Origin of the sequence: Pseudomonas sp. 3HC3, from assembly GCF_044904505.1 — a bacterium.
In the GTDB taxonomy this organism is placed as follows: Bacteria; Pseudomonadota; Gammaproteobacteria; order Pseudomonadales; family Pseudomonadaceae; genus Aquipseudomonas; species Aquipseudomonas putida_Y.
Genome location: NZ_JADDRH010000002.1, coordinates 467443 through 489233, shown reverse-complemented (window position 1 = coordinate 489233; position 21791 = coordinate 467443). Strand labels below are relative to the sequence as shown.

The following is a 21791-nucleotide window of genomic DNA, read 5'->3' as shown; positions in this document are numbered from 1 at the left end:
ACGAGGGTACTTTCATGTCCCAAGAATTCGATTACATCATCGTCGGTGCCGGCTCGGCCGGTAACACCCTGGCGACCCGCCTGACCGAAGACGCCGGCGTCACCGTCTTGCTGCTGGAAGCCGGTGGCCCCGACTACCGCTTCGACTTCCGCACCCAGATGCCAGCCGCCCTGGCCTTCCCGCTGCAAGGCCGCCGCTACAACTGGGCTTACGAGACCGACCCAGAGCCGCACATGGACGGCCGCCGCATGGAATGTGGCCGTGGCAAGGGCCTGGGTGGCTCGTCGCTGATCAACGGCATGTGCTACATCCGCGGCAACGCCATGGACTTCGACGGCTGGGCAGAACTGCCAGGCCTGGAAGACTGGACCTACCTCGACTGCCTTCCGTACTTCCGCAAAGCCGAAACCCGTGACATCGGCCCTAACGACTACCACGGCGGTGACGGCCCGGTCAGCGTTGCTACGCCAAAGGCCGGCAACAACCCGCTGTTCCACGCCATGGTTGAAGCTGGCGTGCAAGCCGGTTACCCGCGCACCGAAGACCTCAACGGCTACCAGCAGGAAGGCTTCGGCCCGATGGACCGTTCGGTGACCAAGAATGGCCGCCGCTCCAGCACCGCCCGTGGCTACCTGGACCAGGCCAAGAAACGCCCGAACCTGACCATCGTCACCCACGCCCTGAGCGACCGCGTGCTGTTCGACGGCAAGCGCGCCGTAGGCGTGACCTACCTGGTCGGCGACAGCGAAGAGCGCGTTGAAGCCCGCGCCCGCAAGGAAGTGATCGTCAGCTCTGGCGCCATCGCTTCGCCGCAGCTGCTGCAGCGCTCCGGCGTCGGCCCGCGCGCCCTGCTGGAAAGCCTCGACATCCCGGTTGTGCACGACCTGCCGGGCGTTGGTGAAAACCTTCAGGACCACCTGGAACTGTACCTGCAGTACGCCTGCACCCAACCGGTATCGCTGTACCCATCGCTGCTGTGGTGGAACCAGCCGGCCATCGGTGCCGAGTGGCTGTTCAATGGCACCGGCATCGGCGCCAGCAACCAGTTCGAGGCCGGTGGTTTCATTCGTACCCGCCCTGAATTCAAGTGGCCGAACATCCAGTACCACTTCCTGCCGGTTGCGATTAACTACAACGGCTCCAATGGCGTGAAGGAACATGGCTTCCAGGCGCACATGGGTTCCATGCGCTCACCTGCTCGCGGCCGCATCCAGGCCAAGTCGAAAGACCCACGCCAACACCCGAGCATCCTGTTCAACTACATGTCCACCGAGCAGGACTGGCAGGAATTCCGTGACGGCATCCGCCTGACCCGTGAAATCATGGCCCAGCCGGCCCTGGACCCGTACCGTGGCCGCGAAATCAGCCCGGGCGCCGACGTGCAAACCGACGAGCAGCTGGACAAGTTCATCCGCGAGCACGCCGAAACCGCCTTCCACCCATCCTGCTCGTGCAAGATGGGCACCGACGACATGGCCGTGGTCGATGGTGAAGGCCGCGTGCATGGCATGCAGGGCCTGCGCGTGGTCGATGCGTCGATCATGCCGCTGATCATCACCGGTAACCTCAATGCCACCACGATCATGATTGCCGAGAAGATTTCGGACAAGATCCGTGGTCGCAAGCCACTGCCGCGCAGCACCGCCAAGTACTACGTGGCAGGGGATGCACCAGTGAAAGGCAAGCCGATGCGTGAAGTGAAGCAGGGCTGAGACCTTGATCAGGGGCCGCACAGCGGCCCCTTTCACGTTTGCTCAGGCGGGCAGCGTGAGAAAGCATTCCTGCCACTGATCTGCCTGACCAGCCGCTCTCGCCCCGCTGTCGCGGTGGCCTGGTAGCGAAGCACATGGCCCGCCGCCTGGTGCGCCAACAAATAGTGCAAATCAGGAAATTTCCCGAGCAGGCACTGAGCCATCTAGGCGAGGTAAATGGTTTTCCTGCCATTCATGTTACTCGGCTGCCTGACAGTGGGCGAACCATTGCAGCCACAAGCTGCAACGACGATGCGGTATCGCTTTACAGCCTGCGTCGGCCTCAGGTTAGAATCGATTGGCACGCGACCTGCTAGCTTTTGCTGATAAATGCGCTACCAAGTCCCTCCCCCTCGCTGTCTCGGAGTACCTGCCTTTGGATGCAAGCACCATCAATAGCCTGTTCCTGATCGGCGCATTACTGGTGGGTGCAAGTATCCTGGTCAGCTCGCTGTCGTCGCGCCTGGGTATCCCTATTCTGGTCATCATCCTCGCCGTCGGCATGCTCGCCGGTGTCGATGGTGGCGGTATCATCTTCAACAATTACCCAACTGCTTACCTGGTGGGCAACCTGGCACTGGCCGTCATCCTGCTTGATGGTGGCCTGCGCACGCGGGTAGCAAGCTTTCGCGTAGCGCTTTGGCCGGCGCTGTCGCTGGCCACGGTCGGGGTAATGATCACCACCGCCCTCACCGGCCTGGTCGCCGCCTGGTTGTTCCAGCTCAGCCTGATCCAGGGCCTACTGATCGGCGCCATCGTCGGCTCCACCGACGCCGCTGCAGTGTTCTCGCTGCTCGGCGGCAAAGGCCTGAACGAGCGGGTTTCTGCTACCCTCGAGATCGAGTCGGGCAGCAACGACCCAATGGCGGTGTTTCTCACGGTCACCTTGATCGACATGATCGCCAGCGGCGAGACCGGCCTGCATTGGAGCCTGCTGGGCCACGTGCTGCGTGAGTTCGGTATCGGCGCGCTGGTGGGCCTGGGCGGCGGCTGGCTGATGCTGCAACTGGTCAATCGCATCAATCTGGCCGGCGGCCTGTACCCCATTCTGGTAGTGGCCGGCGGCCTCGTGGTGTTTTCGCTGACCAACGCCCTGCATGGTAGCGGCTTCCTCGCCGTATACCTGTGCGGCCTGGTGCTGGGCAACAGGCCGATCCGTAGCCGCCATGGCATCCTGCATATGCTCGACGGCATGGCCTGGCTGGCCCAGATCGGCATGTTCCTGGTGCTGGGGTTGCTGGTCACGCCGCACGACCTGCTGCCCATCGCCCTGCCAGCACTGGGCCTGGCGCTGTGGATGATCCTGGTGGCACGGCCACTATCGGTGGTTGCTGCCCTGCTGCCGTTCAAGGCTTTCCACGGCCGTGAAAAGGGCTTCATTTCGTGGGTCGGCCTGCGCGGTGCGGTACCGATCATTCTGGCAGTGTTCCCGCTGATGGCGGGCCTGCCAGACGCCCAACTGTTCTTCAACCTGGCCTTCTTCATCGTGCTGGTATCGCTGCTGGTGCAAGGCACCAGCCTGCCGTGGATGGCCAAGCTGTTGAAAGTGACGGTACCGCCAGACCCGGCGCCGATCTCCCGTTCCGCCCTTGAGGTGCACATCACCAGCGAGTGGGAAATGTTCGTCTACCGTCTGGGCGCAGAAAAATGGTGCATCGGTGCTGCCCTGCGCGAACTGAAAATGCCCGAAGGCACGCGGATTGCCGCGCTGTTCCGTGGCGAGCAACTGCTGCACCCGTCGGGCAGCACCGTGCTGGAGGTTGGCGACATGCTCTGCGTGATCGGCCACGAGCACAACCTGCCTGCCTTGGGCAAACTGTTCAGCCAGGCGCCGCAACGTGGCCTGGACCTGCGTTTCTTCGGTGACTTCGTGCTCGAAGGCGATGCCGAACTGGGTGCCGTGGCGGCCTTGTACGGCCTGAAACTCGATGGCCTCGACGCGAAAATGCCGCTGGCGCAGTTCATCCGACAGAAGGTCGGAGGCGCTCCAGTAGTAGGGGACCAAGTCGAATGGCATGGCACGATCTGGACCGTGGCAACCATGGACGGGAACAAGATCCAGAAAGTAGGCGTCAGATTCCCCGAAGGAACGCGACCCGGACCAGGATTGTTCCTCTAAACTTCGTTTCAGCCGGATCCACAAGTAGCCTGCCTATGTCCCTGCGCGTGTACCTTCGCACAGCCCTGCTCGGGTTGTGCCTGTCCCTTTCTTTTGCGGCTACTGCGGCAGAAGCCCCGACCACCGCCAGCATCCAGAACAGCCTCGACAAGATCGCCGAGCGCAAGCTGCCCGAGGCGGACCAGAAGGCGCTGCAGCAGGTGCTCGAACAAACGTTGGGCCTGCTTGCTGCCAAGGAAGATAGCGAGAAGAAGCTTGCTGCACTGAAGCAGCAGTTGAGCAGTGCCCCCAAAGAGACCAGTGACAGCCAGAAAGAGTTGGCCAGGCTCAAGGAAACCAAGGCACAACCGGTGGCCCAGCGCTACGCCAACCTCACCGTGCCACAGCTTGAACAGATGCTCAGCGAACGCAACACGCAGCAGGGCGAACTGCAAAAGGCGCTGTCTGAAGCCAACAGCCTGATCATCAACTCGCAAACTCGCCCCGAACGCGCCCAGGCCGAGATCAGTAGCAGCCAGACTCGCACCCAGCAGATCAACAACATCCTCAAAACCGGCAAGGACGGCGGCAAATCCATCAATGCCGACCAACGCAACCAGCTCAACGCCGAGCTGGCCTCGCTCAACGCGTTGACCCTGCTGCGCCGCCAGGAACTGGCCGGCAACAGCGTGCTGCAAGACCTCGGCAATGCGCGTCACGACTTGCTGGTCGAGCGTGCTGCGCGCCTGGAGCAGGAAATCCAGGACCTGCAGACGCTGATCAACGACAAACGCCTGGCCCAGTCCCAGGAAGCCGTCACCCAGCAGTCGATCGAGGCTCAGAAGGCCGGCGGCAGCAGCCTGCTGGCCACTGAAAGCGCGGTCAACCTCAAGCTTTCCGACTACCTGCTCAGGAGCACCGATCGCCTTAACGAATTGACCCAGCAGAACCTGCGCACCAAGCAGCAACTCGACAGCCTGACCCAGGCCGACCAGGCGCTCGACGAGCAGATCAACGTGCTCAAGGGAAGCCTGCTGCTGTCGAAGATCCTCTATAAGCAGAAACAGACCTTGCCGCACCTGAAGGTCGACCGCGACCTGGCCGACCAGATCGCGGACACCCGCCTGTACCAGTTCGAAGTCAACCAGCAACGCGAGCAGATGAGCAGCCCGGTCACCTATGTCGACAAGCTGCTGGCGGCGCAACCCCAGGAAGATGTGACCCCGCAGCTGCGCAAAGCCCTGCTGGATGTAGCCATCACCCGCAGCGACCTGTTGGAGCGGCTGAACCGCGAGCTGTCGGCGCTGCTCAACGAATCGATCACCCTGCAACTCAACCAGAAGCAACTGTTGGGCACCGCGCAGAGCCTGCGTACCACCCTCGACGAGCAAATGTTCTGGATCCCCAGCAACAAGCCGCTGGACTGGGACTGGCTGCAATACGTGCCAGCGCGCCTGGCCGACCAGGTCGCCAACCTGCCGTGGGGCTCCAGCCTGAAAGAGCTGGCCGATGGCCTGAGCCAGCGCCCGTTGCTGTTCCTGCCGCTGCTACTGGTGATCGGCGCGCTGTTGTGGCGGCGCAAATACCTTTACCAACGGTTAGGCAAAGTGCACCAGGATATCGGCCACTTCCGCCGTGACAGCCAATGGCACACGCCCCAGGCAATTCTCATCAACATTCTGCTGGCGATGCCGGTCAGCCTTGGCCTGGCGCTGTGCAGCTACGCCCTGCAGATCGACGCCCGCGGGCAGAATGCCAACCTGGGCGCCGCACTCTGGCAGCTGGCCCAGGCCTGGTTGGTGTTCTACACCGCCTATCGTATTCTCGCTCCCGGTGGCGTGGCGGAAGTCCACTTTCGCTGGCACAAACCGCAGGTGGAGTTCCTGCGCGGCTGGGTTCGCCGCCTGGGCACCGTGGTGTTGGCACTGGTCGGCGTCGTAGCGGTGGCCGAGCACCAGCCTTCGGCACTGGCAGACGACGTATTGGGCATCGGCGTGGTGCTAACCTGCTATGCGCTGATGGCCTGGCTGCTCAGCCGCCTGCTGCTCAGCAGCCCGGCACACCGTGACACCTCGCTGTTCCGCAGGGCCGTGGGCGTAGCATTCACCGCCCTGCCCGTCGCCCTGTTCGTCGCCGTGTGCTTCGGCTACTACTACACCGCACTGAAGCTCACCGACCGTCTGATCTATACCCTGTACCTGCTGCTGTTCTGGCTGGTGATCGAGGCCGCCTTCGTGCGCGGCCTGTCGGTAGCTGCACGACGCCTGGCCTACCAGCGTGCGTTGAGCAAGCGTGCGGCGGCCAAGGAAGGGCTGGATGGCGAAGTCATCACCGAAGAGCCAACGCTGGATATCGAACAGGTCAACCAGCAGTCGCTGCGCCTGATCCGCCTGGCCCTGCTCGGCGGCTTCATCGCCGGCCTGTACTGGGTATGGGCCGACCTGATTTCGGTGTTCGCCTACCTCAACAATTTCGTCCTCTACGAATACACCAGCGGCACCGGCGCCGCCGCCAGCATGGTACCGATCAGCCTCGGCGACCTGCTCGGCGCACTGGTGATCGTCGGCATCACCTTCGCCCTGGCCGGCAACTTGCCAGGCCTGCTGGAAGTACTGGTGCTGTCACGCCTGAACCTCGCCCAAGGCAGTGCCTACGCCACTACTACGTTGCTGTCGTACACCATCGTTGGTATCGGCATCGTCAGTACCCTGTCGACCCTGGGGGTGAGCTGGGACAAACTGCAATGGCTGGTGGCCGCGCTCTCAGTAGGGCTGGGCTTCGGCATGCAGGAAATCTTCGCCAACTTCATCTCCGGCATCATGATCCTGTTCGAGCGCCCGGTACGGATTGGCGACACCATCACCATCGGCAACCTGTCGGGTACAGTAAGCAAGATCCGCATCCGTGCCACCACCATCACCGACTTCGACCGCAAGGACATCATCGTCCCCAACAAGACCTTCATCACCGGCCAACTGATCAATTGGTCGCTGACCGATACGGTCACCCGGGTGACGCTGAAGCTGGGCATCGACTATGGCTCAGACCTCGAGCTGGTGCGCGACCTGCTGCTCAAGGGCGCGCATGAGAACCCCCGCGTGCTCAAAGATCCGGAACCGATCGTGTACTTCCTCAACTTCGGCGAAAGCTCGCTGGACCACGAACTGCGCATGCACGTCCGTGACCTGGGCGACCGCAACCCGACGCTGGACGAGATCAACCGGTACATCAACCGCGAGTTCAAAGCCCACAACATCAAGATCTCGGTGCGCCAAGTAGAGGTATTCTTGATGGACGCGAAGGGCAGCAAGCAGCAATTGATTCCGATGGAACAGCCGAAATCGGATGGCACTGCTTCGGCCTGAATGGGCTCGAATACTTTATTGTGTGCAAAATTGCTGCGAGGGCTTCACCCTCGTTCGCGGGTGAACCCGCTCCTACACAGCGATCGCACTGCTTTCAGCTCTGCATATTCTTTGTAGGAGCGGGTTCACCCGCGAAGGGCCGCCAAGCGGCCCCATTGGCACCGACTCCAAGGAGCAGCCCCGTGAAAGCCCTCGACCAACTCACCTTCGACAACCGCTTCGCCCGCTTGGGCGATGCGTTCTCCACCCAGGTGCTGCCCGAGCCCATTGCAGACCCACTCCTGGTGGTAGCAAGCGAGTCGGCCATGGCTTTGCTTGACCTCGCCCCCGCCCAGGCCGAACTGCCGGAGTTCGCCGAGCTGTTCAGCGGCCACAAGCTGTGGGAAGAAGCCGACCCTCGGGCGATGGTTTATTCCGGCCACCAGTTCGGCTCGTACAACCCACGTCTGGGCGACGGCCGTGGCCTGCTGCTGGCCGAAGTGCTCAACGACGCTGGCGAACACTGGGACCTGCACCTCAAGGGCGCCGGCCAGACCCCCTACTCCCGTATGGGTGATGGCCGCGCTGTGCTGCGCTCGTCGATCCGCGAGTTCCTCGCCTCCGAAGCCCTGCACGCCCTGGGCATCGCCACCAGCCGGGCGCTGTGCGTAATCGGCTCCAGCACCCCGGTGTGGCGCGAAACCCGTGAAAGCGCGGCCATGCTGACGCGTCTGGCGCAGAGCCATGTGCGTTTCGGCCATTTCGAGTACTTCTACTACACCAAGCAGCCCGAGCAGCAGCGCGTGTTGATCGACCATGTGCTGGAACAGCACTATCCCGAATGCCGTGACGCCGAGCAGCCCTACCTGGCCATGTTCCGCACCATCGTCGAGCGCAATGCCGAACTGATCGCCCGCTGGCAGGCGTATGGCTTCTGCCACGGCGTGATGAACACCGACAACATGTCGATCCTCGGCATCACCTTCGATTTCGGCCCCTACGCGTTCCTGGATGACTTCGACGCCAACTTCATCTGCAACCACTCCGACGACCGTGGCCGCTACAGCTACGCCAACCAGGTGCCCATCGCCCACTGGAACCTCAGCGCGCTGGCCCAGGCACTGACCACCGTGATCGAAGTTGAGCCACTGAAGGAAGCGTTGGGCCTGTTCCTGCCGCTGTACCAGGCCCATTACCTGGACCTGATGCGCCGGCGCCTGGGGCTGACCACGGCCGAAGATGACGACATGGGGCTGGTCGAGCGCCTGCTGCAGTGTATGCAACGCGGTGGCGTGGACTACAACCTGTTCTTCCGCAAACTGGGTGAGCAGCCGGTGGCTGAGGCACTGCAGGTAGTGCGCGATGACTTTATCGACCTGGCCGGTTTCGATGCCTGGGGCGCAGACTACCTGGCCCGCTGTGGGCGTGAACCCGGTAATGCCGAAGGCCGCCGTGAGCGGATGCATGCGGTGAATCCGCTGTACGTGCTGCGCAACTACCTGGCGCAGAACGCCATCGAAGCGGCCGAGGCGGGGGACTACAGTGAAGTTCGACGGCTGCACCAAGCACTGACCAGGCCTTTCGAGGAACAGCCCGGGATGCAAGCCTACGCCGAGCGACCGCCGGAGTGGGGCAAACACCTGGAAATCAGCTGCTCTTCCTGATTAGCACCGCACCCTGAGCGGTTTTACCGGCGAAGCCGGTGGCATGCACCGCGTCGCATTCTTCGCGGGTAAACCCGCTCCTACAGGGAACTGCGATAGACCTACTGGAGATGAAATGACCGACCCACTGGTAATCCCCTGCCCCCACTGCAACGGCCTCAACCGCCTGCCCGCCGAGCGCCTGGGCGACGCGCCGAAATGCGGTCGCTGCAAAAACGACGTGCTGCTGAGCACCCCCTTCGAACTGACTGAAGCCAGCTACGCCAGCCAGATCAAAGGTGACCTGCCGCTGCTGGTCGACATCTGGGCCGACTGGTGCGGCCCGTGCAAGTCATTCGCCCCAACCTTTGAAGAGGCCGCCCGGCAACTTGCTGGCCGCTGCCGCTTGGCCAAGCTCGACAGCGAAGCCAACCGTAACCTCGCAGGGCAACTGGGCATACGCTCGATCCCCAGCCTGCTGCTGTTCAAGAACGGCCGCGAAATTAGCCGCCAAGCCGGAGCGTTTCCACTCCAGTCACTGCTGGAGTGGCTGCGTAGCCAAGGGGTTTAAGCGTTCTCTTCAAGCAGCGAATGCAACTCGACAAACTGCTGAGTCAGCTTGTGCCGCGGTTCCAGGTGAATCAGCGGCAGGCTGGCGTGGTGCGATTCGCGCATTTTCACCGAACTGCCCAAGTACACCGGCAGCACCGGCAACCCTTCGGCCAGCAGTTCGTCGAGCATCTGCTGTGGCAGGCTGGCACGTGACTGGAACTGGTTGACCACGATACCTTCGACCATCAGGTCTTCGTTGTGGTCTTCCTTGAGGTCTTCGATCTCGGCCAACAGGCCATACAAGGCCTGGCGCGAGAAGCTGTCGCAGTCGAAGGGGATCAGCACGCGATTGGCAGCGATCAGCGCAGAAACTGCGTAGAAGTTCAGCGCCGGCGGGGTATCGATGTAGATACGCTCGTAATCCTCGTCCAGCTCGTCGAGCAACTTGCGCAGCTTGTTGATCTTGTGTTTTGCCTCCAGCTTTGGTTGCAGGTCGGCCAGCTCGGCAGTGGCGGTGACCACATGCAGGTTGTCGAACGGGGTTTCATAGATATCGACCTTGTTCTTCTTGCTGAACGGCCCACTGGAGAGGCTTTGCTTGAAGAAGTCGGCGATGCCCATGGGGATGTCCTCACCGGTCAGGCCGGTGAGGTATTGGGTCGAGTTCGCCTGGGCATCCAGGTCGATCAACAAGGTCCGGTAGCCTTCATTGGCACTGACCGCCGCCAAGTTGCAGGCAATGCTCGACTTGCCCACGCCACCTTTCTGATTGAACACCACGCGCCGCATGATTGACCTCCGTGTATCAACGAATGCCCGAGTATGTGGCGGCAGAGGGGCAATGACCAGCGCCATTTGACCGGCATCACGCCTGACCGACCACCTGCCCCGTCAACAACTCGGCGAATGCCTTGGCCATCACCGAATGACCGCGCTCGCGCTGCACCAGCCACACCGCCGTCATCGCCTCTTCATCGAGCAAGGTACGGTACACCACCCCTTCTATGCGCATGCGCTGGAACGACGCCGGCAGCACCGACACCCCCAGCCCCGCCGAGACCAGGCCGATGATGGTCATCGCTTCACCTGCCTCTTGCGCAAAATGGGGGCTGAAACCCGCATGCCGCGCCAGGCTCAGCAATTGTGCATGTAATCCGCTGCCATAACTGCGCGGGAAGAACACGAAAGGCTCAGGGGCCAACGCCGCCATGTAGACGCCTTGTTCAGTGCCCTCGGCCAGCGGATGCGAGGCATTGATCACTGCCACCAACGGTTCTCGGAACAACTCGGTGGCCACCAACCCCTCCGGCAGCGGCATCGGCCGCATCAACCCCACCTCGATGGACTCGTCGAACACCCCTTCGGCAACGTCACGGCTGCTCATTTCCTTGAGGTTCAGGTGCACCGCCGGAAAGCGCTGACGAAAGGCATGAATGGCCTTGGGGATTTTGGAGGTGAACGGGGCCGAGGAGGTGAAACCGATTTTCATCTCGCCCAGCTCGCCCAACTGCGCACGCCGGGCTACATCCGCAGCCTTCTCCACCTGCGCCAATACCTGGCGCGCTTCCTCGAGGAACAATCGACCGGCCTCGCTCAGTTCGACACGACGATTGGTCCGGTCGAACAACCGGGCCCCCAACTCCTGCTCCAGGGCCTGGATCTGCTGACTCAAGGGCGGCTGGGAAATACCCAGCTGCTGGGCGGCGCGGCCGAAGTGCAGCTCTTCGGCCACAGCAATGAAGTAACGCAGATGACGCAGTTCCATGATCCGCTCCAAACAAGTCGCCAAACATCTCAAATAGGTCGAACAATATATTGGATCTAATCGTTAGCCAGCTATATGCTTTTTTCATTGCGCCAGAGGTACCCGTCCGTGAAAACTGCAGTAGCCCCCCTCCTCCTTGAGCCAAAGCCTGCCATCCTGAGCGAAATGTGGATCGAAAAAGGCACTCCCGCCTTCATGAAAACCGTGCTGGCCTTGTTCAGCGGCGGGTTCGCCACCTTCGCCTTGCTGTACTGCGTACAGCCGATGATGCCTCTGCTATCCAGGGAGTTTGCCATCAACGCGGCGCAGAGCAGCTTGGTGCTGTCGGTGTCCACCGCCATGCTGGCGTTCGGCCTGCTGATCACCGGCCCCATTTCTGACCGCATCGGACGCAAGCCAGTGATGGTGTTCGCGCTGGTCTGCGCCGCCCTGTCCACCTTGGCCAGCGCAGTGATGCCCAGCTGGGAGCTGGTACTGGCCACCCGCGCCTTGGTCGGCCTGTCGCTGAGCGGCCTGGCGGCAGTGGCGATGACCTACCTGAGCGAAGAGATCCACCCGCAACACATTGGCCTGGCCATGGGCCTGTACATCGGCGGCAACGCGATTGGCGGCATGAGCGGGCGGCTCATCACTGGCGTACTGATCGACTTCGTCAGCTGGCACACGGCGATGCTGACCATTGGCGGCCTGGCCCTGGTGGCCGCGCTGGTGTTCTGGAAGGTGCTACCGGAGTCACGCAATTTCCGCGCACAGACGATGAACCCGCGCAGCCTGCTGGACGGCTTTGTCATGCACTTCAAGGATGCCGGCCTGCCCTGGCTGTTCCTTGAAGCCTTCCTGCTGATGGGCGCCTTCGTCACCTTGTTCAACTACATCGGCTACCGCCTGCTGGCCGAGCCCTACCACATGAACCAGGCGCTGGTCGGCTTGCTGTCGGTGGTTTATCTGTCGGGCATCTATAGTTCGGCACAGGTCGGCGCCCTGGCGGACAAGCTGGGTCGGCGCAAAGTATTCTGGGCCAGCATCGTGGTAATGGCGGTTGGCTTACTGATGACACTGGCCAGTCCACTGGTGATGGTGATCGTGGGCATGCTGGTGTTCACCTTCGGCTTCTTTGGTGCGCACTCGGTGGCCAGCAGCTGGATCGGCCGCCGTGCGTTGAAGGCCAAGGGGCAGGCGTCGTCGCTGTACCTGTTCTGCTACTACGCCGGCTCCAGTGTGGCCGGTACCGCGGGCGGGGTGTTCTGGCACCAGTGGGGCTGGAACGGAATCGGGCTGTTCATTGGCAGCTTGCTGGCGGTGGCATTAGTGGTGGCGTTGCACCTGAGCCGCCTGCCAGCCAAAGCAACCTGAACGCACACGCGATACGGACTTCAGCCTTCAGCCAGCGCCATAGCCAACTGCACCTGCAACTGTTCATCCACAGCCTGCAACTGCAGGCGCTGAACCTGTCCACCGCCCCGTTCCAGGGCATGCAACCAGCTCAACACAGCAGCTGGCGGGCCTTGCAGGCTGACATCCAGTTGCCCCTCCCTGGCCTCCAGGCCCGCAACATGCAGGCCGGCAAGCCGTGCACGCTCGCTCAAACTGGCAGGCGTGAGCGGTTCGGAAGTGCCAGCCGACTGAGGTTGGCGTTGGGTAACACGCTTCAACAGCGCAGCCAACGCTTGTTCTTGCACAAGGTGAGCCTCAGCATTACGCAAACGGGTCTGGCTCGGTAACCAGGCCAGCTGCCAGACAATCAACAGGCCCACAGCCCAAAGTGCCAGCGTCAAAATCGTTCGCCTGGCAGCCGGTATCTGCTGCCACTGCTGCGCCAGCGCCTTTTTGTTCAAGCGTTTCATTCAGCCTCCAGCCAGGAGATGGTTGCCCGTACACCTTCGCCGACCTGCCGTGCGTGCCCCATCCGCACCCCTGGGGCACGCTGGCGAAGGCGTTCCAGATCATCGAAACCTTGGGCGACGACGTCGATGGTCCAACCCTCTGAGGTCTTGGCCTCGGCGTGCTCGATCGTAACGTTGCCAACACCTGCCAACGGGTCTGCAAACATCGCCAACCGCTCGACAGCCGTCGGTGGTCCAGGCCGTTGCTCCAGAGCCTGGACCTGAGCGGCCAGGTCAGCGCCGGGCACCTGCCCGGGAGCCCAGCGCGCGAACATCTGCACATTTTCGGCATGTTGCAGTGAGGCTTGCTGCTGCAGCCAGTCAGCACGCAGGTAATCAGCCAGACACACCAGCAGCAGCGCTGCCAGCATGCCACCGCCCAAGGCTTGCCAAGGCGGGCTGCTACGCTGTCGACGCATCGGGCCCTGGCGCAGGTCCACCGCAGTGCCACCCCCGTCCACCAGCCTGCCAACAGCACTGGCGACATGCTTGTCGCTCAAAGCCTCGCCAGGCGAACCCGGCTCGGCCAGCCAGAGCCGGGGAGCCAAGCGGCGCGACAACACATGAGCGTGCTGTTCACTGACAGCCAGGCGCGTACCGTCCGCCCCACCCAACAGCCAGCGACCCTCGAACCATAGCGCGCAAGCCTCCTCAGTGCCCAACAGGTCGGCGTCTACATGCACCGCAACCGGGTCGATGCCCTGTGCCTGCAACATCGACATGAGGTGTCGATACTCCTCCAGCGCGACTGTCACAACTTGCCGGTAACCACCTGCGTCTGGGGGACCGAATGCCAAATGCAAGGTTTCCAGTGCCTCAGCAAGCTGCTCCTCGACAGCGTAGGCCAGCGACTCGCGCGTCGGCCGCCTGCCCGGCACCGGGTCCAGCTTGCAGCATCCGGCCATCTCCATCGGCAACACCAGTACCACGGCAGTACCCGCCAACCAAGTAGGTAGCGCCCCGAGAGTGGTTCGGCATTGTTCGCCTTGCGCCGTGTACAGCAGCACCGGCCACTGCCGGCCCGCGGCAGGCATGCCTTGGGCCAGTAAAAACAGGTAATGCCTACTCATCTGGCCTTTGCTCCGGTTGTGCAGAATATGAACGTCGCATGACGCGCACCTGATGCGTGTCCAAATCGATTTCCAGGTCGCTGTAGAGGTACATCCGCCTGCCTGCCAGTTCTGCCTGAACCTCCAGGCGGTACCATCGGCTCGTCACGGATAAACCATGACTGTCGACGCCCAGGCCGTCCAACGAGGGGAGTGCCAGAAAACGTTGCACGGTGGGAATGCCATGCTCGGGGCGCTCGCCTACCAACTGCCGCGCAACAGACAGCTCCACACCTTCAAGGGCCGCCAGCAGCCGTGCCGAAGCCGTATTGATGTTCAGCCCTGCTGTGCGCGGCAGGGCTGTCACCCAAGGCTGCAACCGCGCCACGGCTTGAGCATCCATGCCTGGTAGCGCACGCAGTTGGGAAGGGTCGAGCATGGGCTGCCCGAGCAGCGGATCGAGCGCTGGAGGTTCGATCTTCAATGACCGGCAAAGGCGTTTCCAGCGCTTGAGCAAGACTGGATTGGGTGTCCCGTTCACCGTCAGGGCAGCGAGGTTGAACCGGCCTGAAAGGTCTTCCAGGCGATAGCGGAGCTGGCCTTCACCAAGACTCAGCTGACGGCGGCGCGCCCAGGGCTGGCCGAGATGGGTCACCTGAAGCACAGTGACAACCTGCTGCTTCAAATGCCCCAGCGCATGACGCTCCCCGGCCAGCGCCAGTTTCAGCAACTGCGATGCGTCAATCTGCTGGCCCACACTGCCCAGCATTCCCTGATGGCTGCGCAACATCCCGGCCACCAGGAACGACAACAGCGCCATCGCCAGTAGCACGGTAACCAGCGCCAGGCCACGCTGCTGCGCGCTTTTCACAGAGTGCCCCCGGCCAGCGGCAGCACGCGGCGTATCGCCTGCAATCGTTTGGTCGACAACATCACCTCAAGCGCCTGCGGTGGTTGCCGGGTGTGGACCGATGGCCACTCGGGCTGCCAGCCCACATCGGCTGCATGCATGCGCCAACGCAACTCGACAACCCCCTCCAACAGGCGCTGAGGCTGGCCCTGGCCATTTTCCAGCCCGCGGCGTTGGCGCCACAGCACACCTTCCGCCAACCAATACTCCACGACCCTCAGATCGCTGCGTGGTAGCGGCTGGCTGTCACGCTCCGCTCCCAGTACCCAGCTCACCCGATGCTTTTCCAGCGTCACGCCATGACCGCTGCCCTTTGCCTTGCCCGCATGCCAATAACCCTGCAAGGCATCTCGCTGCATTACGCTCATCGCCCGGCCAAGGGCTCGCAATTCAGCTGCCTGGGGCTGACGCACCGTATCCGTCTGTAACACTGCTGCCACCAACTGGCTCGTCCCTTGAGCCAGCAGGGCAAATACGGCAATGGCCAGCAACAGCTCCAGCAGGGTGAAGCCCCGCTGGCGGCCCGCCGTTTTGCTTTCATGGCAGAGCATTGCCACCCTCCAGCCAGCCCGTGGCCTGGTGGAGCACCGTGCGATCTGCAGCCAGCCCCACAGTGATGGATACTTCGATCAACCCCACATCGGCCAAGTGATGCATCGACTCCCGCACGAACCAGGTGCGCTGGCCAAAAACGACTGTCTCGGCGCGCTGCCCTGCAACGGGCAGTGGGTTAAGGCCAAGCTCGGTCAAACGGTTATCAGCGATCCAACTTGCGAACAACCGGTCATGGGCACCCTGCGTTTGCACCAACACGTGCTGGCTGGCGGCAGTCACGGCCGCAGCCAGTACGGCAAAGATCGCCAACGCCACCAGCACTTCCAGCAACGTGAATCCGCGTTCAGAGGTGAAGCTGGGGGTCATTCAGGCCATCGCTCGATACATGGGCAAGCCGCACACCTGCCTCAAGGAAATACAACAGGAACGGGGTGTACTCATCGTTGCTGGCAAACGTGAGTTGTGCTGTTTCGCCGTGCCTCGAAAGCCCTGCCGGCAACCCGTCGATCTCCAGCCGCAGGCTCAGGCTCAAACTACGGCGCTGCCCCGTCGGCATCCAGGTTTGCCCCGTACGCAACATCAACTGGTAGCCGTCAGTGTCGATGCGAATACCCAGGGTCTGCCCCTCGAGCACTGCTCGCTGCCTGGCCTGTTGAACCACCTGCAGGAACAGCCCGGCCTCCTGGCGTGCGGTCCGTTGCGGATCGTGCCCGACCATCAACCCGCTCATGCCCATGACGATACCTGCCAGTACCAGTACCAACAGCAATTCAAGGAGGGTAAAACCCTGGGAGCGGCGCCGGATCATTCGTCCCAGTTACCGATGTCTGTATCCAAGCCTTCACCACCCGCTTGGCCATCGGCACCTAACGAGTACAGGTCATAGCCCTGGCCCGAGCGCACTCCGGGGCTTGCGTACCGGTAAGGCGCCCCCCAAGGGTCTGACGCAGCGCGCTTGAGATAGCCCTGGGCGTTCCACTGACGCGGCAGAGGCGCCACGCTTGGGCGCCGAACCAGCGCTTCGAGGCCTTGAGCCGTGGTCGGATAACGCCCGTTATCCAGCCGGTAGATCTCCAGTGCAGTGGAAATGGACTGAATATCGGTGCGCGCCGCCGTGACCTTGGCATGGTCTGGGCGGCTCATGACATTGGGCAGCACCAACGCTCCGAGTACACCGAGGATGATGACTACGACCATGATTTCGATAAGGGTGAAGCCACGTTGCGAGTGACGTGCAGAGCCATTGAGCATGTCAGTTGACCAGTTGGTTGAGGTTGAGAATAGGCAGCAGAATGGCCAGGACGATGAACAGCACGATGCCCCCCATCACCAGCAGCATCAGGGGCTCGCACAGGCTGACCAGTAACGAGATACGACCTGCCAGGTGCTTTTCCTGAAGGTCGGCAGCGCGCTCGAGCATGCTGTCCAGTTCCCCTGCTCGCTCACCACTGGCAATCATGTGCAACATGAGCGCAGGCAGGGTTTTACTGCGCGCCAGACTGCTGGCCAGCGTTGCACCTTCGGCCACTTCGCGCACGGCAGTCAGCAAGCGTTCCCGTAGCACCAGATTGCCGACAACCCCGGCGCCAATGCTCATTGCTTCCACGAGCACGACGCCACTACGGCCAAGAATTGCCAGGGTACTGACGAAGCGGGCGGCTTCACGGGTGCGAACGAATTCGGCATAGCCGGGCAACTGCAACGCCAGGGCATGCCATTGCCGTTTGCGTGCGGGGTGGTGAAATGCCAGGGCAATCGATGCGATCAGCGCAGCCAGCACCAGCACTGCGATCACCCCATAGCGCCCGGCCGCGTCACTGAGCGCGATCAATACCCGTGTCGCCAGCGGAAGTTGGGCGTGGTCACGACTGAATGCCTGAACAACGTCCGGTACTACATAACCGAGCAGAAAACCCACCACCAACAGCGATACCACCATCAGGATCGCGGGATAGGCCATCGCCAGCTGTACCCTCTGGCGTAACGCCTGCTGATGTTCGCCATGCTCGGCCAACCGTTCAAGCACGGCAGCCAGGTACCCGGAGCGCTCTGCGGCAGCTATGGTTGCGCGGTAGACAACCGGGAATGCCAATGGGTAGTGCGCCAGTGCATCTGCAAACGTATTGCCTTCCACTACCCGCTCAGCGACCCCGAGCAACACCTGCCGGACCTGCCGTTGACCGTTCTGGGCAGCCACCGCCTGTAGCGCCTCGGTCAGCGGCACGCCCGCCTGCAAAAGGGTCGACAGTTGACGCGTCAACAGGCACCGCCGGGCAAGCGTCAATCGCCTGCGCACGGGCACGATGGAAAATGAAGACTGCCTGGCCGCTTTGACCTTGAGCACGAACAGGCCCTGATCACGCAGCTGCTGCCGGGCCTGTTGCGCACTACTGGCCTCTATGCAGCCGCGCTGACGAACGCCGCTATTGTTCCGTGCGATGAAGCTGAAAACCGCCATGCTCAGTCCTGGCCAGTCACGCGCAAAAGTTCTGCGGCGCTGGTCTGTCCCATACAGACCCTTTGCACGCCATGCTGAAACAGGCTGGCTGAGTCGCCACGGACTATTTCGCGCATGGTCGCTTGTGACGCCCGGGCGTGAATCGCCTGGGCCAACTGTTCATCGACGACCACCATCTCGTGTAACGCCAGGCGGCCGCTGTAGCCCTGCTGACACTGTTCACACCCCACCGCCTGGTAGACATGCGCCGGCAGCTCCTTGGGGTAGCCCAGGGCACTGGCCATGGCATCATCGACCACACAAGCAGCCTTGCAGTGCGGGCACAGCACCCGCACCAGCCGCTGAGCCATGACGCCGGCAAGGGAAGTAGCCAGCAGGCAGGTATCGACGCCCATGTCCGCCAGCCGCGTGATGGCCCCCAAAGCGCTGTTGGTATGCAAGGTCGAGAGCACCAGATGCCCGGTCAGGGATGCCTGCACGGCAATATCGGCAGTTTCACGGTCACGAATTTCGCCCACCATCACAACGTCCGGATCTTGGCGAAGTATCGCCCGAAGACCTCGGGCGAAGGTCATGTCCACCTTGGTGTTGACCTGGGTCTGGCCTATGCCGGGCAGGTGATATTCGATCGGATCCTCGACAGTAAGAATGTTGCGGGACTCCCGGTTAAGCACCGAAAGCGCCGTATAAAGCGTTGTGGTCTTGCCGGACCCGGTTGGTCCTGTCACCAGGAAGATGCCATTTGGCCTGTCCAGCATGGCGAGGAAGGCCTTGCTCACCGAAGCCTCCATTTGCATGTGCTGGATATCCAGGCGCACTGCCTGCTTGTCCAGCAACCGCAGCACAACGCGCTCGCCGTGAGCGGCGGGCAACGTCGACACCCGCACATCCACCTCATGGCCTGCCAGGCGCAAGCTGATGCGGCCATCCTGGGGCACACGCTTTTCGGCGATATCCAGTCGCGCCATGACCTTGATACGCGACACCAACAGCGCCGCCAGCGCCCGTGGCGGCGACAGGACCTCACGCATGACGCCGTCGATACGCATGCGTACCCGCAACTGTTGTTCGAAGGTTTCCAAGTGGATATCCGAGGCGCGCGACCTGACTGCCTCGCTGAGCAAGGCATTGAGCAAGCGGATAATCGGCGCGTCCCCTTGCTGGTCGAGCAGGTCGCATGACTGCGGCAAGGCTTGCGCCAGGCGTGGCAAGTCAATCTGCTCATCCAGCCCCTGGATGACGGTATGGGCAGCGTCCTGAGTACCGCCATAGCAAGCGGCAAGGCGCTCGGCAAAATGCCCTTCATCGACCAGACGCAGCGGCCAGTGACTGCCTGTCACGCGCAACACCTCAGAAAGCACCTGCAGCGAGGCGCTGTCGCGCATCAAAACGGCCGGTTCTGCCGCCTGCCGGTCCAGCAGAATGCCGTGGCGCCGGGCAAAGCCGAATGAGAGCTCAGGGTTCAAGAGCCAGGCTCCCGGGTAGGGACAGGCCGGGTTTCGAACAGCTCGCGGGCCTCCCGAGGCATACGCTGCGGATCGGCTGAGTGCACATCACGGTAAGCGCGGCGCCCCGAATCGATCAGCTCAGCCTGGGTACGTAAAAGGGTAGGCCGCAGGAAGACCATCAGGTTGGTCTTCTCCTGAATGTCCCGGCTCCAGCGGAAAAGCCCGCCTATCAGCGGTATGCGGCTCAACAGTGGCACCCCTCGCTGCTCGGTACGCACGCTGTCCTTGATCAACCCACCGATCACGATGATCTCGCCATCGGCGGCAAGGATGGTGCTCTTGAGCGTTCGCTTGCTGGTGATCAGGTCGCCTTCGACGGTGCTGGGGGCAAGTTCGGAGCTTTCCTGCTCAACCTCCAGGCGTAGGCTCCGGCCCTCATTGATATGCGGGCGAACCTTGAGGCTGATACCGATATCCTTGCGTTCCACGGTTGTAAACGGGTTGTCCGCGCCGCTGCCGGAAGTGGTGTAGGAGCCGGTCTTGAACGGTACATTCTGGCCCACCAGAATCTGCGCTTCCTGGTTGTCCAGCGTAAGCAGGCTGGGCGTGGAAAGCAGGTTGCTTCGGCTGTTGCTGGCCAGAGCCGACACCAGCAGGCCAAACCTGTCCGACCCGATGGCCAGCGCTGCGCCGCTGGGCAACAGTTTGTCCGCGTCGAACAGATCAGCGAAAGCAGCCCCGCTGTCGGGGAAGGTCACGCCGCCTTTCAGGCTGCCGGTATCGACTCCCCACTGCAGGCCCAGGGCTTCGCTGATATCCCCGCTGACTTCGACAATGGCTGCATGTATCAGCACCTGCGCGCGGGGCTGGTCCAACTGCTCGATCATTTGCGCCACATTGTCGAGCATGCGTGGCTCCCCCAACAGCAGCAGCGCATTCTGACTGGCATCGGCCTTGACCATTACCCCAGCCGCCAACGCCGGGACCGGGCTCTCGCTATAGGCCTTGCCATCCAGTTGCTTGCCTACATCGTTCAGTACCTCGGCCAACTGCTCGGCATTGCCATGCTGAAGGCGCACCACCCGCCAGTTTTGCGAAGAGGTCGGTGCCGCCACATCCAGGTCACGAGCCAGCTGCGCCATACGTTGCCGGGACTTTTCCGGACCGAGAACAAGCAGGCGATTACCGCGCACATCTGCAAGCACCCGTACACCGCTATCGGGGCCACCGGCCGATGCTTCGACGACAGGCAATACTTCAGCAGCCTGTGCCGTACGCAACGTCACCAGCTCATAGTCATGTCGCTGACCGCTGTCCAGTTGTGCCACCAAGGCTTGCAAGCGGTCCAGGTTCGCAGCCGAGTCGGTAACCACCAAGGCATTGGCAGAACTGGACGGGCCAATGTAGCCATTGCTCGATACCAACGGCCGCAGCAAGCCCGCCAGATCGGCGGCAATGCTGTCCGACAGGCTGAACACCCGCGTGGTGAAGGCAGCTGGGATCGCGTCGGCTTGCTGGTTCGCCCATACCTTGGCTTCGCTGGCTGGAAGCACCAGCAAGCGGTCGCCATCGTTCACCGCTGCAAAACCCTGCGCATTCAAGACTGAATAAAACAGCCGACGAACGCCCTCGCGATCGTGCGGCTCATTCGATAGCACGGTGATACGCCCCTGCACGCGAGGGTCGAGCACGATCGTCTGATCCAGAATCGCCCCGACTTCCCGTACGACATCGCGCACATCGGCATCGCTCATCGCCAACTGCCAGGTTGCAGTATCTGCCAATGCCAACGTGCCGGCCACAGACAGGCAAGTGCCGACCAAGGCAACCTGCAAAAAACGTTGAAATGTCATTGCACCTCCCGCAGCAAGCGGGGTGGATCTGCTGGAGCAGGGCCAGCCACAGCCGCGCTACCAGAGGTAAGGAAGACACTGGGGCGGCTGCCGGACATCGCCACGCTTTGTTCGACGCTGCCGTCCCAGAGCGTGATGCTGCGCACCTCGATACGGCGCACAACACTGCCGTCCGGCAACCGGTCGCCGACCCGATAGAGGGCGTCACCGTCCCGGCTGCCCACAAGCGCACGCGCTTCGCCACGGCTGGGAATGAAGCATGCCTTGAGCACCAGATCAGCTCGGCCAGCAGGTTGCCCGTCAGGCGAGCTGAGACCGAAGGCCAGGATCAGTGATGCCGTGGAGAGCGGCTTTTCCAAAGGTGCGCTGTGGGCGAAACCTTCGGGCACTTCAGCTTCAAACGACCATGGCCGTACCGTTTCGCGGATGCCCAGCGCCACCATCGTCATCACAGGTATCGCCGCCCAGGCCCAATGCCCCAA

The 21791-nt window shown here is 62.3% G+C and carries 19 protein-coding genes; 6 read left to right on the top strand and 13 right to left on the bottom strand.

The genetic code is table 11. The features are described from left to right. Window positions 1–14 precede the first annotated feature (14 nt). The 5 genes from betA to trxC all read left to right on the top strand — a co-directional run bounded on the left by betA (window position 15) and on the right by trxC (window position 9407). Entirely contained in the window at window positions 15–1712 is a 1698-nt protein-coding gene (gene betA, locus INQ47_RS06885) for a choline dehydrogenase (RefSeq protein ID WP_209969467.1), read from the top strand. A gap of 415 nt (window positions 1713–2127) precedes the next feature. Continuing rightward, on the top strand, window positions 2128–3870 hold the full coding sequence (locus tag INQ47_RS06880; RefSeq protein ID WP_021783701.1) for a potassium/proton antiporter: 1743 nt from the start codon (window positions 2128–2130) through the stop codon (window positions 3868–3870). 35 nt (window positions 3871–3905) lie between these two features. After that, the gene (gene mscK / locus INQ47_RS06875) at window positions 3906–7214 is read left to right on the top strand and encodes a mechanosensitive channel MscK (RefSeq protein ID WP_404701388.1); all 3309 of its coding nucleotides are present in this window, start codon (window positions 3906–3908) and stop codon (window positions 7212–7214) included. 182 nt (window positions 7215–7396) lie between these two features. Continuing rightward, the gene (selO, locus tag INQ47_RS06870) at window positions 7397–8857 is read left to right on the top strand and encodes a protein adenylyltransferase SelO (protein ID WP_404701387.1); all 1461 of its coding nucleotides are present in this window, start codon (window positions 7397–7399) and stop codon (window positions 8855–8857) included. 115 nt (window positions 8858–8972) lie between these two features. Beyond that, window positions 8973–9407, top strand: a complete 435-nt coding sequence (gene trxC, locus INQ47_RS06865) for a thioredoxin TrxC (protein WP_252460665.1) — start codon at window positions 8973–8975, stop codon at window positions 9405–9407. Here trxC and INQ47_RS06860 read toward each other — a convergent pair. Together INQ47_RS06860 and INQ47_RS06855 are read right to left on the bottom strand one after the other, a co-directional pair. Then, complete coding sequence (locus INQ47_RS06860) at window positions 9404–10177, bottom strand: ParA family protein (protein ID WP_404701386.1); 774 nt, start codon at window positions 10175–10177, stop codon at window positions 9404–9406. The two genes, trxC and INQ47_RS06860, sit on opposite strands and share 4 nt — an antisense overlap. A 76-nt stretch (window positions 10178–10253) precedes the next feature. After that, window positions 10254–11153: a LysR family transcriptional regulator gene (locus INQ47_RS06855; RefSeq protein WP_010955618.1), complete on the bottom strand. Its 900-nt coding sequence runs from the start codon at window positions 11151–11153 to the stop codon at window positions 10254–10256. A 165-nt stretch (window positions 11154–11318) separates the two neighbouring features. Between INQ47_RS06855 and INQ47_RS06850 the strand changes: the two genes are divergently transcribed. Continuing rightward, window positions 11319–12506 carry an MFS transporter gene (locus tag INQ47_RS06850; RefSeq protein WP_252460716.1) on the top strand — a complete coding sequence of 396 codons (1188 nt, stop codon included), beginning with the start codon at window positions 11319–11321 and terminating at the stop codon, window positions 12504–12506. A 20-nt stretch (window positions 12507–12526) separates the two neighbouring features. Here INQ47_RS06850 and gspM read toward each other — a convergent pair whose 3' ends face one another. Genes gspM through INQ47_RS06795 form a run of 11 tightly spaced genes read right to left on the bottom strand, consistent with a single transcriptional unit; the run spans window position 12527 to window position 21758 of the window. Continuing rightward, the gene (gene gspM, locus INQ47_RS06845) at window positions 12527–12997 is read right to left on the bottom strand and encodes a type II secretion system protein GspM (protein ID WP_404701385.1); all 471 of its coding nucleotides are present in this window, start codon (window positions 12995–12997) and stop codon (window positions 12527–12529) included. Then, window positions 12994–14106, bottom strand: coding sequence for a type II secretion system protein GspL (gene gspL / locus INQ47_RS06840; protein ID WP_404701384.1), 1113 nt, complete (start codon window positions 14104–14106; stop codon window positions 12994–12996). The genes gspM and gspL overlap by 4 nt, the downstream gene beginning before the upstream one ends. Then, complete coding sequence (locus INQ47_RS06835; RefSeq protein ID WP_404701383.1) at window positions 14099–14905, bottom strand: general secretion pathway protein GspK; 807 nt, start codon at window positions 14903–14905, stop codon at window positions 14099–14101. Before INQ47_RS06835 ends, gspL begins: the two co-directional genes overlap by 8 nt. A 47-nt stretch (window positions 14906–14952) precedes the next feature. Then, on the bottom strand, window positions 14953–15546 hold the full coding sequence (gene gspJ / locus INQ47_RS06830) for a type II secretion system minor pseudopilin GspJ (protein ID WP_404701382.1): 594 nt from the start codon (window positions 15544–15546) through the stop codon (window positions 14953–14955). Continuing rightward, on the bottom strand, window positions 15533–15916 hold the full coding sequence (gene gspI, locus INQ47_RS06825; RefSeq protein WP_392521363.1) for a type II secretion system minor pseudopilin GspI: 384 nt from the start codon (window positions 15914–15916) through the stop codon (window positions 15533–15535). The genes gspJ and gspI overlap by 14 nt, the downstream gene beginning before the upstream one ends. Further along, window positions 15894–16358, bottom strand: coding sequence for a type II secretion system minor pseudopilin GspH (gene gspH, locus INQ47_RS06820; RefSeq protein WP_252460677.1), 465 nt, complete (start codon window positions 16356–16358; stop codon window positions 15894–15896). Before gspH ends, gspI begins: the two co-directional genes overlap by 23 nt. Next, window positions 16355–16801: a type II secretion system major pseudopilin GspG gene (gspG, locus tag INQ47_RS06815; protein ID WP_021783689.1), complete on the bottom strand. Its 447-nt coding sequence runs from the start codon at window positions 16799–16801 to the stop codon at window positions 16355–16357. The genes gspH and gspG overlap by 4 nt, the downstream gene beginning before the upstream one ends. A 1-nt stretch (window position 16802) precedes the next feature. Beyond that, complete coding sequence (gspF, locus tag INQ47_RS06810) at window positions 16803–18008, bottom strand: type II secretion system inner membrane protein GspF (protein WP_404701381.1); 1206 nt, start codon at window positions 18006–18008, stop codon at window positions 16803–16805. Window positions 18009–18010: 2 nt separating this feature from the next. Then, window positions 18011–19474, bottom strand: coding sequence for a type II secretion system ATPase GspE (gspE, locus tag INQ47_RS06805; protein ID WP_252460680.1), 1464 nt, complete (start codon window positions 19472–19474; stop codon window positions 18011–18013). Then, entirely contained in the window at window positions 19471–21309 is a 1839-nt protein-coding gene (gene gspD / locus INQ47_RS06800) for a type II secretion system secretin GspD (protein WP_404701380.1), read from the bottom strand. The genes gspE and gspD overlap by 4 nt, the downstream gene beginning before the upstream one ends. Further along, window positions 21306–21758, bottom strand: coding sequence for a hypothetical protein (locus INQ47_RS06795; RefSeq protein WP_404701379.1), 453 nt, complete (start codon window positions 21756–21758; stop codon window positions 21306–21308). The genes gspD and INQ47_RS06795 overlap by 4 nt, the downstream gene beginning before the upstream one ends. Window positions 21759–21791: the final 33 nt, after the last annotated feature.

What these genes read in the sequence shown, in the direction of transcription:
- betA (WP_209969467.1), top strand. Translation starts at nt 15, where the DNA reads ATGTCCCAAGAATTCGATTACATCATCGTCGGTGCCGGCTCGGCCGGT.
- mscK (WP_404701388.1), top strand. Translation starts at nt 3,906, where the DNA reads ATGTCCCTGCGCGTGTACCTTCGCACAGCCCTGCTCGGGTTGTGCCTG.
- trxC (WP_252460665.1), top strand. Translation starts at nt 8,973, where the DNA reads ATGACCGACCCACTGGTAATCCCCTGCCCCCACTGCAACGGCCTCAAC.
- INQ47_RS06860 (WP_404701386.1), bottom strand. Translation starts at nt 10,177, where the DNA reads ATGCGGCGCGTGGTGTTCAATCAGAAAGGTGGCGTGGGCAAGTCGAGC.
- INQ47_RS06855 (WP_010955618.1), bottom strand. Translation starts at nt 11,153, where the DNA reads ATGGAACTGCGTCATCTGCGTTACTTCATTGCTGTGGCCGAAGAGCTG.
- INQ47_RS06850 (WP_252460716.1), top strand. Translation starts at nt 11,319, where the DNA reads ATGTGGATCGAAAAAGGCACTCCCGCCTTCATGAAAACCGTGCTGGCC.
- gspM (WP_404701385.1), bottom strand. Translation starts at nt 12,997, where the DNA reads ATGAAACGCTTGAACAAAAAGGCGCTGGCGCAGCAGTGGCAGCAGATA.
- gspL (WP_404701384.1), bottom strand. Translation starts at nt 14,106, where the DNA reads ATGAGTAGGCATTACCTGTTTTTACTGGCCCAAGGCATGCCTGCCGCG.
- INQ47_RS06835 (WP_404701383.1), bottom strand. Translation starts at nt 14,905, where the DNA reads ATGGCGCTGTTGTCGTTCCTGGTGGCCGGGATGTTGCGCAGCCATCAG.
- gspJ (WP_404701382.1), bottom strand. Translation starts at nt 15,546, where the DNA reads ATGCTCTGCCATGAAAGCAAAACGGCGGGCCGCCAGCGGGGCTTCACC.
- gspI (WP_392521363.1), bottom strand. Translation starts at nt 15,916, where the DNA reads ATGACCCCCAGCTTCACCTCTGAACGCGGATTCACGTTGCTGGAAGTG.
- gspH (WP_252460677.1), bottom strand. Translation starts at nt 16,358, where the DNA reads ATGATCCGGCGCCGCTCCCAGGGTTTTACCCTCCTTGAATTGCTGTTG.
- gspG (WP_021783689.1), bottom strand. Translation starts at nt 16,801, where the DNA reads ATGCTCAATGGCTCTGCACGTCACTCGCAACGTGGCTTCACCCTTATC.
- gspF (WP_404701381.1), bottom strand. Translation starts at nt 18,008, where the DNA reads ATGGCGGTTTTCAGCTTCATCGCACGGAACAATAGCGGCGTTCGTCAG.
- gspD (WP_404701380.1), bottom strand. Translation starts at nt 21,309, where the DNA reads ATGACATTTCAACGTTTTTTGCAGGTTGCCTTGGTCGGCACTTGCCTG.
- INQ47_RS06795 (WP_404701379.1), bottom strand. Translation starts at nt 21,758, where the DNA reads ATGACGATGGTGGCGCTGGGCATCCGCGAAACGGTACGGCCATGGTCG.